Origin of the sequence: Pseudomonas sp. B21-017 (genome assembly GCF_024749245.1) — a bacterium.
Lineage (GTDB): Bacteria > Pseudomonadota > Gammaproteobacteria > Pseudomonadales > Pseudomonadaceae > Aquipseudomonas.
This window is the reverse complement of record NZ_CP087194.1, coordinates 5372344-5385437: the sequence shown is the minus strand read 5'-3', so window position 1 is coordinate 5385437 and position 13094 is coordinate 5372344. Positions and strand designations below refer to the sequence as shown.

The following is a 13094-nucleotide window of genomic DNA, read 5'->3' as shown; positions in this document are numbered from 1 at the left end:
CCCTATTGGCATTTATTCAGGAAAAGCCGGGAAGTATAGCGGGGCACGGGGCGTAGGGCGAGCAGGGGCGGACAGGGCGCTGATCAAATTGTGAAAGGGACCCGTGGCGAGGGAGCTTGCTCCCGTTGGGGCGCGAAGCGGCCCCGGCACCATCAAGTCAGGTGTATCAGGTACATCGAGTGTTCGGACTTTGCGGCTGCTTCGCAGCCGAGCGGGAGCAAGCTCCCTCGCCACAGAAGCCCGCTTGGCTCAAGGTTACTCGTACTGGCTAAGCAACCGTTCCATCCGTGCATCAAGGCGGCGTTTGATTTCGGTTTCGATGTGCGGGGCGAAGTCGTCGATCACGTCTTGCATGATCAATTGCGCGGCGGCGCGCAGCTCGCTATCCAGGTGCAACAGGGCATCGGGGCCCTTGTTGGCGGCAGGAGCTGGCTGGGCGGCCGGGGCGGGTGGTGGCGGTTCGACCTGGGGCGCATGGCCGACGGTGTCGAACAGCATGGGAATCTGTTCCTGGTCGCCTTCAATGACGGCGTCGGTCAGCAACGGCGGTTGCAGGTTGTCATCGCCGAGCAGTTGGCGGATCGACTCAAGGTCTTCCAGCAGGTGCACGGACTTTTGCGGTGGTTTTGGAGTGTCCATCGGAATGCTCAGAGTCGCTGTAAACGGTGATCTTGCAGAGGATAGCCCTGTTCGCGGTAGAAACGAAAACTCTCCCGCGCAGCCGCACGAATCGCCGGGTCTTCCACCACCACTTCCGCCACGCGGGCGAATTGTCTGGCAAAGGCCGGGACTTTCAGGTCGAGATTGACCAGCAGATCCTGATGCTGACCGCAGTCATCGCCAAGACCCAACACAATCAAACCGTCCGGCTCGCTTTCGGCAGGGCCGTGGGGCACGAAGCTTTCGCCCTTGAACGCCCACAACCGCGCATCGAGCGCATCACGCTGGGCGGCATCGCTGCAATGCAGGTAAATGCGGTGGCCCATGCGCCAGGCTTTTTCGGTGAGCTTGCAGGCGAAATCCAGCCGCGCCGAAGGATCGGCGCTGGGCAGGATATAGAAGTCGACTTTGGTCATTGCGGTTCCTGAGTTGCAAGCGGCGTCACCCGAGAGTGACGCCGCTGCAAGTCATCGGTTTCAGGCTTTGGCGCGGTCCAGCAGGTATTGGGTCAGCAGGGGAACCGGACGGCCAGTGGCGCCCTTGTCCTTGCCGCCGCTGGTCCAGGCTGTGCCGGCGATGTCCAGGTGTGCCCAGTTCAGGTTCTTGGTGAAGCGCGACAGGAAGCAGGCGGCGGTGATGGTGCCGGCTTTCGGGCCGCCGATGTTGGCGATGTCGGCGAACGGGCTGTCCAGCTGCTCTTGATACTCATCGAACAGCGGCAGTTGCCAGGCGCGGTCGTCGGCGGCTTGGCCGGCGCTCAGCAGCTGGCCGATCAGTTCGTCGTTGTTGCCCAGCAGGCCCGAGGTGTGGGCGCCCAGTGCCACGACACAAGCACCGGTCAGGGTGGCGATGTCGATCACCGCTTGCGGCTTGAAGCGTTCGGAGTAGGTCAGGGCATCGCACAGCACCAGACGGCCTTCGGCGTCGGTATTGAGGATTTCAACTGTCTGGCCGCTCATGGTGGTGACGATGTCGCCCGGACGCGAAGCGTTGCCGCTCGGCATGTTCTCGGCGCAGGCCAGGATGCACACCAGGTTGATCGGCAGTTTCAGCTCAAGCACGGCACGCAGGGTGCCGAACACGCTGGCGGCGCCGCCCATGTCGTACTTCATCTCATCCATGCCGGCGCCTGGCTTGAGGCTGATGCCGCCGGTGTCGAAGGTGATGCCTTTGCCGACGAGGGCGTACGGCTTCTCGGATTTCTTGCCGCCGTTGTATTGCATGACGATCAGGCGCGGTGGCTGGGCGCTGCCCTGGCCAACGGCGTAGAACGAACCCATGCCCAGGTCCTTGATCTTCTTCTCATCGAGGACTTCGACCTTCAGGCTTTTGAACTCTTTGCCCAGGTTCTTGGCTTGTTCACCAAGGAACGTCGGGTGGCAGATGTTCGGCGGCAGGTTGCCCAGGTCACGGGTGAAGGCCATGCCGTTGGCGATCGCGGTGGCGTGGGCCACGGCGCGTTCGACTTCAGCCTGTGCCGCCTTGATGGTCACCAGAGTGACTTTCTTCAGGGAGCGCGGGTCGGCTTTCTGGCTCTTGAACTGTTCGAAGATGTACTCGCCGTCCACCAGTGTTTCGGCCAGCAGGCGGGTCTTGCCATAGCTGTCACGGCCCTTGACCACCACTTCGTCCAGGGCCAGCACTGCATCGCTGCCGCCCAGGCCTTTCAGGGTATTGAGGATGCCGGCGATGATTTTGCGGAACGGGCGATCGCCCAGTTCTTCATCCTTGCCCACGCCCACCAGCAGCACGCGTTCGGCCTTGAGGTTGGGCAGGCTGTGCAGCAACAGGCTTTGGCCGACTTTGCCGGCCAGGTCGCCGCGCTTGAGCACTGCGCTGATAGCGCCACCGCTCAGTTCGTCGAGTTGTTTGGCAACGGTGCCGAGCTTGCGGCCTTCGCGGACGGAGACTACCAACGTGGCGGTCTTCAACGTTTCCGGGCTAACGCTTTTTACAACCAGTTCCATGTCCGGGTCCCTGAATTAATGGTCAAACTGCGCGACGCGCAGAGGCTTGCCTATAAGTAGAAAGGCGCCGGTGTGTTGCCAGCGACAAAGGCCGCAGTTTGAACCTCGCTGCCTGCGCCTGACAACCCTCGGTTATGCGAACTTCAGCGGTTCAGGTACCTGCTTGAGCATGCGCAGTGACAGGCGCACTCAATCACAGGATAATGCGCCATCTTTTTCGGCGGCTCTGCCCTGCGGGCCGGCTGATACGTTTGTTTGTTTGGCCGCTTAGCCTGACAACCCTGGAGTGTCTGGTTTGATTGTCTTCCGTTATCTATCCCGCGAAGTCCTGTTGACCTTGAGTGCCGTCAGCGCCGTGCTGCTGGTCATCATCATGAGCGGACGCTTCATCAAATACCTCGCCCAGGCGGCCTCTGGGCTCCTGGACCCGGGCTCGCTGTTCCTGATCATGGGCTTTCGTCTGCCAGGTTTCCTGCAGCTGATTCTGCCTTTGGGGCTGTTTCTCGGGATCCTGCTGGCCTATGGTCGTCTGTACCTTGAAAGCGAAATGACCGTGTTGTCTGCCACTGGCATGAGCCAGCAGCGTCTGTTTGCCATGACTCTTTTTCCGGCGACCCTGGTTGCCCTGATCGTGGCATGGCTGAGCCTGAGCCTGGCGCCACAAGGTGCCAACCAGTTCCAGCTGCTGCTGAACAAACAGGATGCACTGACCGAGTTCGACACCCTCGAGCCGGGTCGCTTCCAGGCCTTGCGCGACGGCACTCGGGTGACCTACACCGAGCAACTGTCGGATGACCGCATCAATCTGGGCGGCGTGTTCATTTCGCAAAAGAATGTCAGTTCCGACAACAAGGATCGGGGGATTTCCGTACTGGTGGCCGAGAAGGGCCGTCAGGAAATCAGGCCTGATGGCAACCGCTACCTGATTCTCGACAACGGCTACCGCTACGACGGTAATCCGGGTCTGGCCGACTACCGCGCCATCAAGTACGACGAGTACGGTGTATTGCTGCCAAAACCGGACGTCAGCGACGAAGTGACTGACCGTGATGCGATGACCACCAGTTCCTTGCTGGCCAGCGACGACATCCGTTCGCGTACCGAACTGCAATGGCGCCTGTCCTTGCCGTTGCTGGTCTTCATCGTGACCCTGATGGCGGTGCCGCTGTCGCGGGTCAATCCGCGCCAGGGCCGTTTCCTCAAGCTGCTGCCGGCGATTCTTCTTTATATGGCTTACCTGACCATCCTGATTGCCGCTCGCGGCGCCCTTGAAAAGGGCAAGATCCCGCCGGCATTGGGTTTGTGGTGGGTGCATGCAATCTTCCTGGCCATCGGTCTGGGCTTGCTGTACTGGGAGTCGCTGAACTTGAAGATGGCGAGTCGCCGCAGCGCGCTGGAGGTGGCCCGTGGATAAGCTCGATCGCTATATTGGTAGCAGCGTGTTCATCGCGATCCTGGCGGTGCTGGGGATCATTCTGGGCTTGGCAACGCTGTTCGCCTTCATCGATGAGATGAGCGAAGTCAGCGATACCTACACGCTGATGGATGTCCTGAGTTACGTGTTGCTGACCGCGCCGCGCCGCCTGTACGACATGTTACCGATGGCAGCGCTGATCGGTTGCCTGATTGGTCTCGGCAGTCTGGCCAGTCACAGCGAGCTGACCATCATGCGTGCCGCCGGTGTGTCCATTGGTCGGATCGTCTGGGCCGTGATGAAGCCGATGCTGATCCTGATGGTGGTAGGGCTGGTGATTGGCGAGTACGTCGCGCCGGCCACGGAAATCACCGCTCAAGCCAACCGCTCGCTGGCCCAGGGCAGTGGCGATGCGCAAAGCGCCAAGCACGGTTTGTGGCACCGTCAGGGTGATGAGTTCATTCACGTCAACTCCGTGCAGCCCAACGGTCTGTTGTACGGCGTGACCCGTTATCGTTTTGACGATCAACGCCACATGCTGTCTTCGAGCTTCGCCAAACGTGCGGAATTCGATACCGATCACTGGCAACTGACCGATGTCACGACCACGCTGTTCCATGACAAAAGTACCGAAGTGGTGACTGCCCCTGTGGAGCGCTGGGAAATAGCCCTGAGCCCGCAACTGCTGAGTACCGTGGTGATGGCGCCCGAGTCGTTGTCGATCAGCGGTCTGTGGAATTACATCCACTACCTGGCTGACCAGGGCCTGAGCAACGGTCGTTACTGGCTGGCGTTTTGGGTAAAGGTGTTGCAGCCGCTGGTGACCGCTGCATTGGTGTTGATGGCGATTTCCTTCATCTTCGGTCCGCTGCGTTCGGTGACCCTCGGTCAGCGGGTCTTCACTGGCGTACTGGTGGGCTTCACCTTCCGTATCGTCCAGGATTTGCTCGGGCCTTCGAGCCTGGTGTTCGGCTTCTCGCCGCTGTTTGCGGTGCTGGTGCCGGCCGGTGTCTGCGCCCTGGCCGGGGTCTGGTTGCTGCGCCGGGCCGGTTGATTGTAGGAGCCGGCTTGCTGGCGATTGCATCGCTGCGGTCATCCAGACCCACCGCGGCGTCCCCATCGCCAGCAAGCCGGCTCCTACAAAAGTCGCCAAAAACGCCCCTGTCGCAAGACCGGGGCGTTTTTGTAGGCGCCGTCTGACCTGCAAACGTGACGCTTGCGCCGTGGATCAGGTACAATTCCCGGCTATTTTTCGGCGGGCTATGCCTGCAGCCTTTTTGAGTGTTGATCCGTGAGTGATTTGAGTCATATCCGCAATTTCTCCATCATCGCCCACATTGACCATGGCAAGTCGACGCTGGCCGATCGCTTCATCCAGATGTGCGGCGGCCTTGCCGAGCGCGAAATGGAAGCCCAGGTGCTGGATTCCATGGACCTGGAACGTGAACGCGGGATCACCATCAAGGCCCACAGCGTCACCCTGTATTACAAAGCCCGCGATGGCATTAACTACCAGCTGAACTTCATTGATACCCCGGGCCACGTCGACTTCACCTATGAAGTCAGCCGGTCGCTGGCGGCTTGTGAAGGTGCGTTGCTGGTGGTCGATGCCGGTCAGGGCGTCGAGGCGCAGTCGGTTGCCAACTGCTACACGGCGATCGAACAGGGCCTGGAAGTCATGCCGGTGCTGAACAAGATCGACCTGCCACAGGCCGATCCGGAGCGCGTCAAGGAAGAAATCGAAAAAATCATCGGCATCGATGCCACCGACGCGGTCGAGTGCAGTGCCAAGACCGGCCTGGGCGTCGATGAAGTGCTCGAGCGTCTGGTTCACACCATTCCCGCGCCGACCGGCAACATCGAAGATCCGTTGCAAGCGTTGATCATCGACTCCTGGTTCGACAACTACCTTGGCGTTGTTTCCCTGGTTCGTGTGCGCCACGGTCGGGTGAAGAAGGGCGACAAGATTCTGGTCAAGTCCACCGGCAAGATCCACCTGGTGGACAGCGTCGGTGTATTCAACCCGAAGCACACCCCTACCGTCGACCTGAAGGCCGGTGAAGTAGGCTTCATCATCGCCAGCATCAAGGACATTCACGGTGCGCCAGTGGGCGATACCCTGACCTTGAGCTCGACGCCGGACGTCGATGTGCTGCCAGGCTTCAAACGCATTCAGCCGCAGGTGTACGCCGGCCTGTTCCCGGTCAGCTCCGACGACTTCGAAGACTTCCGCGAGGCGCTGCAAAAGCTCACCCTCAACGATTCGTCGCTGCAATACACTCCGGAAAGCTCAGACGCACTGGGTTTCGGCTTCCGTTGCGGCTTCCTCGGCATGCTGCACATGGAAATCATCCAGGAGCGCCTGGAGCGCGAATACAACCTGGACCTGATTACCACGGCGCCGACGGTAATCTTCGAGCTGCTGCTCAAGACCGGCGAGACGATCTACGTCGATAACCCGTCCAAGCTGCCAGACCTGTCTGCCATCGAAGACATGCGCGAGCCAATCGTGCGCGCCAATATTCTTGTGCCGCAAGAGCACTTGGGTAACGTCATTACCCTGTGTATCGAAAAACGTGGCGTACAGGTCGATATGCTGTTCCTCGGCTCCCAGGTACAAGTGACCTACGACCTGCCGATGAACGAAGTGGTGCTGGACTTCTTTGATCGTTTGAAATCCACCAGTCGCGGCTATGCTTCTCTGGACTACCATTTCGATCGTTACCAATCGGCCAGCCTGGTGAAACTGGACGTGCTGATCAATGGCGACAAGGTCGACGCTCTGGCGCTGATCGTGCACCGTGACAACTCGCACTACAAAGGTCGCCAGTTGACCGAGAAGATGAAAGACCTGATTCCGCGGCAGATGTTCGACGTGGCAATCCAGGCCGCCATTGGCGGTCAGATTGTGGCGCGTACAACCGTCAAGGCACTCAGAAAGAACGTATTGGCCAAATGCTACGGTGGTGACGTCAGCCGTAAGAAAAAGCTGCTGGAAAAGCAAAAGGCCGGTAAAAAACGCATGAAGCAGGTCGGTAACGTGGAAATTCCACAAGAAGCCTTCCTTGCCGTGCTCAGGTTGGATAGTTAGGTCCTATGTCACTAAATTTCCCGCTGTTGCTGGTCATCGCCGTGTTCGTCTGCGGCCTGTTGGCGTTGCTCGATCTGCTGTTCCTGGCGCCACGGCGCCGGGCTGCCATCAACTCCTATCAGGGGAGCGTCAGCCAGGCTGACATGGTAGTGATCGAGAAACTGAACAAAGAGCCGCTGCTGGTCGAATACGGCAAGTCGTTCTTCCCGGTGTTGTTCATCGTGCTGGTGCTGCGTTCGTTCCTGGTGGAACCGTTCCAGATTCCTTCCGGCTCGATGAAGCCAACCCTGGATGTCGGTGACTTCATTCTGGTGAACAAGTTTTCTTACGGGATCCGCTTGCCGGTGATCGACAAGAAAGTCATCGAAGTCGGTGATCCGCAGCGCGGCGATGTGATGGTGTTCCGCTACCCGAGCGACCCGAACGTCAACTACATCAAGCGTGTAGTGGGCCTGCCGGGCGATCAGATTCGCTACACCGCCGACAAGCGCCTGTTCGTCAACGGTGAGTCGATTGCCGAACAACTGGTCGGCTCCGAGCCGGGCACGTTGGGTAGCGCCGAGCTCTACAAGGAAAAACTTGGCGCCGCCGAGCACCTGATCCGCAAGGAAATGAGCCGCTACCGCGCAACGCCGGACCATTCGTGGACCGTGCCGGCCGGGCACTACTTCATGATGGGCGACAACCGCGACAACTCGAACGACAGTCGCTACTGGGATGATCCGAGCATTCCCAAGGATCTGCTGGGCATGGTTCCCGACAAGAATATCGTCGGCAAGGCCTTCGCAGTCTGGATGAGCTGGCCGGAACCCAAACTCGGTCACCTGCCGAATTTCTCGCGGGTTGGTCTGATCAAGTAATCACACACGGCGCTGTTGAACACAGCGCCGAATGCATTTCTGGAGTCGGCACAATCGGCGACAGGAGCATGAAAACAACGATATTCAGGACGTTATTTTTGAACACAGCGTTAATTGTCCCAAGCCTGCGCCGCATCAAGGCCCTGGCGGTGGAATCCAACCACGAACTCAGCGTGGGTAAACCGTGAGCGTCTCCTTAAGCCGTCTCGAGCGTCAGCTCGGTTACACCTTCAAGGATCAGGAACTGATGGTCCTGGCCCTGACTCACCGCAGTTTTGCCGGGCGCAACAACGAACGCCTGGAATTCCTCGGCGATGCCATCCTCAATTTCGTCGCCGGCGAGGCGCTGTTCGATCGCTTCCCGCTGGCCCGTGAAGGCCAGTTGTCGCGTTTGCGCGCACGCCTGGTGAAAGGTGAGACCCTGGCCGTACTGGCTCGTGGTTTCGACCTGGGTGAATACCTGCGCCTGGGCTCCGGCGAATTGAAAAGCGGCGGTTTCCGTCGCGAGTCGATTCTGGCCGATGCCCTCGAAGCGCTGATCGGTGCGATCTACCTGGACGCCGGCATGGAGGTGGCGCGCGAACGCGTGCTGGCCTGGCTGGCCGGAGAGTTCGAAGGCCTGACGCTGGTCGACACCAACAAAGATCCGAAAACCCGCCTGCAGGAATTCCTGCAGTCCCGTGGTTGTGAGCTGCCGCGTTACGAAGTGGTGGATATCCAGGGTGAGCCGCATTGCCGGACGTTCTTCGTCGAATGTGAAATCATCTTACTGAATGAAAAAAGCCGAGGTCAGGGTGTGAGTCGTCGTATTGCCGAACAGGTAGCGGCCGCCGCAGCACTGATTGCCCTGGGTGTGGAGAATGGCAATGACTGATTCAACCGCAACTCGCTGTGGCTATGTTGCCATCGTCGGTCGTCCCAACGTGGGCAAGTCCACGCTGCTGAACCACATTCTGGGTCAGAAACTGGCGATCACCTCACGCAAGCCGCAGACCACCCGCCACAACATGCTCGGCATCAAGACCGAGGGCGACGTTCAGGCGATCTACGTCGACACCCCGGGTATGCACAAGGGCGGCGAAAAGGCCCTGAACCGTTACATGAACAAGACCGCTTCGGCGGCGTTGAAAGACGTCGACGTGGTGATCTTCGTGGTTGACCGTACCAAGTGGACCGACGAAGACCAGATGGTCCTCGAGCGCGTTCAGTACGTGACCGGTCCGCTGATTGTGGCGCTGAACAAGACCGACCGCATCGAAGACAAATCCGAGCTGATGCCGCACCTGACCTGGTTGCAGGAACAGCTGCCGAACGCGCAGATCATGCCGATCTCGGCCCAGCACGGGCACAACCTTGACACGCTGGAGCGAGTGATCGCCGAGCACCTGCCGGAAAACGATCACTTCTTCCCGGAAGATCAGATCACCGACCGCAGCAGCCGCTTCCTTGCGGCTGAACTGGTACGCGAAAAAATCATGCGTCAGATGGGCGCCGAGCTGCCGTACCAGATCACCGTGGAAATCGAAGAGTTCAAGCAGCAGGGCAAAACCCTGCACATTCACGCTTTGATCCTCGTTGAACGTGACGGTCAGAAGAAAATCATCATTGGCGACAAGGGCGAGCGCATCAAGCGCATCGGCACCGAAGCGCGCAAGGACATGGAGCTGCTGTTCGACTCCAAGATCATGCTCAATCTGTGGGTCAAGGTGAAAGGTGGCTGGTCTGACGACGAGCGCGCCTTGCGTTCGCTGGGTTACGGCGACCTGTAAATCGTCCAGCAGCACATCGATTCAATTGCAAGAGCGAGCTTTTGTGGCGAGGGAGCAAGTTCCCTCGCCACAGTGGATCTCCAGAGATTCGGAAACTGATGTCATCCAGCCCGCCCATCGGCCAACCCGCCTACGTGCTCCATTCCCGCGCCTACCGCGAAAGCAGTGCGCTGGTGGATTTCCTCACGCCGCAAGGTCGGCTGCGGGCGGTGTTGCGCAGTGCGCGGGGCAAGGCCGGGACGTTGGCGCGGCCGTTCGTGCCGCTGGAAGTCGAGTTCCGTGGCCGGGGCGAACTGAAGAATGTCGGCCGCATGGAAAGCGCCGGCGTTTCCACCTGGCTCAATGGCGAAGCGCTGTTCAGTGGTCTCTACCTCAACGAATTGCTGATCCGCTTGCTGCCCGCCGAAGATCCTCATCCCGCGGTTTTCGATCACTACGCCGCGACCTTGCTTGCCCTGGCCGAAGGTCGACCACTGGAACCATTGCTGCGCTCCTTCGAATGGCGACTGCTCGATGATCTCGGTTATGGCTTCGCGCTGAATACCGACATCCATGGCGACCCCATTGCGCCGGACGGTCTCTACCGCTTGCAGGTGGATGCGGGTCTTGAGCGGGTTTACTTGTTGCAACCAGGCCTGTTCAACGGTACCGAACTGCTGGCCATGGCCGATGCCGACTGGTCCGCGCCCGGTGCGCTGTCCGCCGCCAAGCGCTTGATGCGTCAGGCGTTGGCCGTTCACTTGGGTGGGCGTCCATTGGTTAGTCGTGAGTTGTTTCGAAAGCCGTAGTCTCCCCGTATGCTGTGCACCGAACTTCCCCCTTCTTCAGGAGCGCTTCCGTGACCACCAGCAATCGCATTCTTCTTGGCGTGAACATCGACCACGTTGCCACCCTGCGTCAGGCCCGGGGTACTCGTTACCCGGATCCGGTCAAGGCAGCGCTGGACGCGGAAGAGGCGGGCGCTGACGGCATCACCGTGCACCTGCGTGAAGACCGCCGGCACATTCAGGAGCGCGATGTCCTGCTGCTCAAGGACGTGCTGCAAACCCGCATGAATTTCGAAATGGGCGTCACCGAAGAAATGATGGCGTTCGCCGAGCGTATCCGCCCGGCGCACGTTTGCCTGGTGCCGGAAACCCGTCAGGAACTGACCACTGAAGGCGGTCTGGACGTAGCGGGGCAGGAAGCGCGGATCAAGGCGGCGGTGGATCGCCTGGCGAAGATTGGCTGCGACGTGTCGCTGTTCATCGACGCTGACGAGCGGCAGATTGAGGCGTCCCGTCGTGTCGGCGCGCCGGCCATTGAATTGCACACCGGGCGTTACGCGGACGCCGAGACGCCAACCGAAGTTGCTGAAGAGCTCAAGCGTGTGGCCGATGGCGTGGCATTCGGTCTGGCCCAAGGCCTGATCGTCAACGCCGGCCATGGTTTGCACTATCACAACGTCGAGGCTGTTGCGGCAATCAAGGGCATCAACGAACTGAACATCGGCCATGCGCTGGTGGCCCATGCGTTGTTCGTCGGGTTCAAGTCGGCAGTGTCGGAGATGAAGGCGCTGATTCTGGCTGCTGCACTAAAGGGTTGAGATCGGCGGTGCTGCCTTCGCGGGCAAGCCTCGCTCCTACAGTTTCGTGTCGATACGCAATTGTGTGTTCGACGCAAACCTGTAGGAGCGAGGCTTGCCCGCGAAGGCGTCATCGGAGACAACAATAATTTAAAGCGGTGGGGTTTCCTGGCTCGGCTTGGTCTTGTCGACCCCCGGCACATGCAGGTTGCCCTCGGCGACCTGGGTGCCTTCGAGCTGCGGCTGCGTGACCCACGTCAGGATGTCGTAGTAGCGACGGATGTTCGCCACGAAATGCACCGGTTCGCCGCCACGGGCGTAGCCATAACGAGTCTTGCTGTACCACTGCTTCTGCGAAAGGCGGGGCAGTATTTTCTTCACGTCCAGCCATTTGTCCGGATTCAACCCTTCCTTGGCCGCCAGTTTTCGCGCGTCATCCAAGTGACCGCTGCCCACGTTGTAGGCGGCCAGCGCGAACCACGTACGATCCGGCTCCTGGATCGACTCGTCCAGTTGATCCTTCATGTAGACCAGGTATTTCGCGCCGCCCATGATGCTCTGCTTGGGGTCTAGGCGATTGGAAACGCCCATGGCTTGCGCCGTGTTCTGGGTCAGCATCATCAATCCGCGCACGCCGGTCTTGGACGTGACCGCCGCTTGCCACAGCGATTCCTGATAACCGATCGCCGCCAGCAGGCGCCAGTCGACTTTTTCTTTCTTGGCGGACGCCTTGAAGTGCTGTTCGTATTTGGGCAGTCGTTGCTGCAAGTGCTGGGCGAAGGTGGTGGCGCCCATATAGCCGAGTACGTCGACATGCCCGTAGTAGCGGTCTTTGAGGCGTTGCAGGGTGCCGTTTTGCTTTACTTTGTCGAGGTAGGTGTTGATTTCGTTGAGCAGGCTGTTGTCATCGCCGGCGGCCACGGCCCAGCTCTGGTTGCTGGCATCACCGAGGTCGAAGGCGACCCGCACGTTGGGGAAGTAGACCTGGTTCATCGCCACTTCGTTGGAGTCGACCAGGGTCAGGTCGATCTGACCTTCGTCGACCATGCGCAGCAGGTCGACGACTTCAACCGCGTCGGACTCTTCGTATTCAATGCCGGGATATTTCTTTTTCAGCTCTGCCAATTGCTCGGCGTGGGTGCTGCCCTTGAGCACGATGATCTTCTTGCCGACCAGATCGCCTGCGTCGGTCGGCCGCGACTGGCCGTTGCGATAGATGATCTGCGGGGTGACTTCGAGGTAGGAATGGGAAAACCGCACCTGCTTTTTGCGGTCCTCGCTGCTGACCAGGCCGGCAGCGGCCAGCACCGGGCCATTTGGCTTGCCCACCTGATTGAACAGGTCGTCGAGATTGTCGGCGGTTTCGATCTTGAGTTCGACCCCCAGATCGTCGGCGAAGCGCTTCACCAGCTCGTATTCGAAGCCGGTTTCACCATTGCGATCCTGAAAGTAGGTGGCGGGGCTGTTCCGGGTAACCACCCGCAGCACGCCATCCTCCTTTACGCGCTCCAGCGTGTTGGGTTTATCAACACAGCCACTGAGCATCAGGAAGAGTCCGGTTGCGATCAGCCATTTGGCGTACCGCGGACGCAAAGCCGTTGGGAAAAACATCTGCGCAGTATACGCAAAGGACCACGAGCGCCATATCTCGACAGAGAAGGGCTTGTCTGCTAGGGCTTCAAAAACCCGCTTGGAGCCCGCAGGAATGGGCCCGAACAGCATTTTGTGACAGAAAAAATAACCCCCGGCGCGCACCTGTTCAGGGCCCG

At 59.7% G+C, this 13094-nt stretch carries 12 protein-coding genes; 8 read left to right on the top strand and 4 right to left on the bottom strand.

Translation table 11 applies throughout. The features are described 5' to 3' along the window. Positions 1-255: 255 nt before the first annotated feature. The 3 genes from LOY28_RS24420 to LOY28_RS24410 are packed head-to-tail and all read right to left on the bottom strand — an operon-like array spanning position 256 to position 2627. Positions 256-639 carry a hypothetical protein gene (locus LOY28_RS24420; RefSeq protein ID WP_018927097.1) on the bottom strand — a complete coding sequence of 128 codons (384 nt, stop codon included), beginning with the start codon at positions 637-639 and terminating at the stop codon, positions 256-258. 8 nt (positions 640-647) lie between these two features. Beyond that, complete coding sequence (locus LOY28_RS24415) at positions 648-1076, bottom strand: DNA polymerase III subunit chi (RefSeq protein ID WP_018927096.1); 429 nt, start codon at positions 1074-1076, stop codon at positions 648-650. A gap of 60 nt (positions 1077-1136) precedes the next feature. Then, entirely contained in the window at positions 1137-2627 is a 1491-nt protein-coding gene (locus tag LOY28_RS24410) for a leucyl aminopeptidase (protein WP_018927095.1), read from the bottom strand. Positions 2628-2922: 295 nt separating this feature from the next. On the opposite strand from LOY28_RS24410, the gene lptF reads away from it, so the two are divergent. The 8 genes from lptF (at position 2923) to pdxJ (ending at position 11346) form a co-directional block, all read left to right on the top strand. Continuing rightward, positions 2923-4041, top strand: coding sequence for an LPS export ABC transporter permease LptF (gene lptF, locus LOY28_RS24405; RefSeq protein WP_258612657.1), 1119 nt, complete (start codon positions 2923-2925; stop codon positions 4039-4041). Further along, the gene (gene lptG, locus LOY28_RS24400) at positions 4034-5095 is read left to right on the top strand and encodes an LPS export ABC transporter permease LptG (RefSeq protein ID WP_018927093.1); all 1062 of its coding nucleotides are present in this window, start codon (positions 4034-4036) and stop codon (positions 5093-5095) included. The genes lptF and lptG overlap by 8 nt, the downstream gene beginning before the upstream one ends. 237 nt (positions 5096-5332) lie before the next feature. Further along, complete coding sequence (lepA, locus tag LOY28_RS24395) at positions 5333-7132, top strand: translation elongation factor 4 (RefSeq protein ID WP_018927092.1); 1800 nt, start codon at positions 5333-5335, stop codon at positions 7130-7132. Positions 7133-7137: 5 nt separating this feature from the next. Beyond that, the gene (gene lepB, locus LOY28_RS24390; protein ID WP_018927091.1) at positions 7138-7992 is read left to right on the top strand and encodes a signal peptidase I; all 855 of its coding nucleotides are present in this window, start codon (positions 7138-7140) and stop codon (positions 7990-7992) included. Between the two features lie 184 nt (positions 7993-8176). Next, complete coding sequence (gene rnc, locus LOY28_RS24385) at positions 8177-8866, top strand: ribonuclease III (protein ID WP_018927089.1); 690 nt, start codon at positions 8177-8179, stop codon at positions 8864-8866. Beyond that, on the top strand, positions 8859-9761 hold the full coding sequence (gene era / locus LOY28_RS24380) for a GTPase Era (RefSeq protein WP_018927088.1): 903 nt from the start codon (positions 8859-8861) through the stop codon (positions 9759-9761). Before rnc ends, era begins: the two co-directional genes overlap by 8 nt. A gap of 98 nt (positions 9762-9859) precedes the next feature. After that, complete coding sequence (gene recO / locus LOY28_RS24375) at positions 9860-10549, top strand: DNA repair protein RecO (protein ID WP_018927087.1); 690 nt, start codon at positions 9860-9862, stop codon at positions 10547-10549. 50 nt (positions 10550-10599) lie between these two features. After that, a complete protein-coding gene (gene pdxJ / locus LOY28_RS24370) occupies positions 10600-11346 on the top strand; it encodes a pyridoxine 5'-phosphate synthase (protein ID WP_258612656.1) in 747 nt (248 codons plus the stop codon). A 129-nt stretch (positions 11347-11475) separates the two neighbouring features. Here the strand turns inward: pdxJ and mltF are convergent, their stop codons facing one another. Continuing rightward, a complete protein-coding gene (mltF, locus tag LOY28_RS24365; RefSeq protein WP_018927086.1) occupies positions 11476-12936 on the bottom strand; it encodes a membrane-bound lytic murein transglycosylase MltF in 1461 nt (486 codons plus the stop codon). Positions 12937-13094: the final 158 nt, after the last annotated feature.

Bases quoted from the DNA above. Each gene is read 5' to 3' on its own strand.
- LOY28_RS24420 (WP_018927097.1), bottom strand. From the start codon at position 639: ATGGACACTCCAAAACCACCGCAAAAGTCCGTGCACCTGCTGGAAGAC.
- LOY28_RS24415 (WP_018927096.1), bottom strand. From the start codon at position 1,076: ATGACCAAAGTCGACTTCTATATCCTGCCCAGCGCCGATCCTTCGGCG.
- LOY28_RS24410 (WP_018927095.1), bottom strand. From the start codon at position 2,627: ATGGAACTGGTTGTAAAAAGCGTTAGCCCGGAAACGTTGAAGACCGCC.
- lepB (WP_018927091.1), top strand. From the start codon at position 7,138: ATGTCACTAAATTTCCCGCTGTTGCTGGTCATCGCCGTGTTCGTCTGC.
- era (WP_018927088.1), top strand. From the start codon at position 8,859: ATGACTGATTCAACCGCAACTCGCTGTGGCTATGTTGCCATCGTCGGT.
- recO (WP_018927087.1), top strand. From the start codon at position 9,860: ATGTCATCCAGCCCGCCCATCGGCCAACCCGCCTACGTGCTCCATTCC.
- mltF (WP_018927086.1), bottom strand. From the start codon at position 12,936: ATGTTTTTCCCAACGGCTTTGCGTCCGCGGTACGCCAAATGGCTGATC.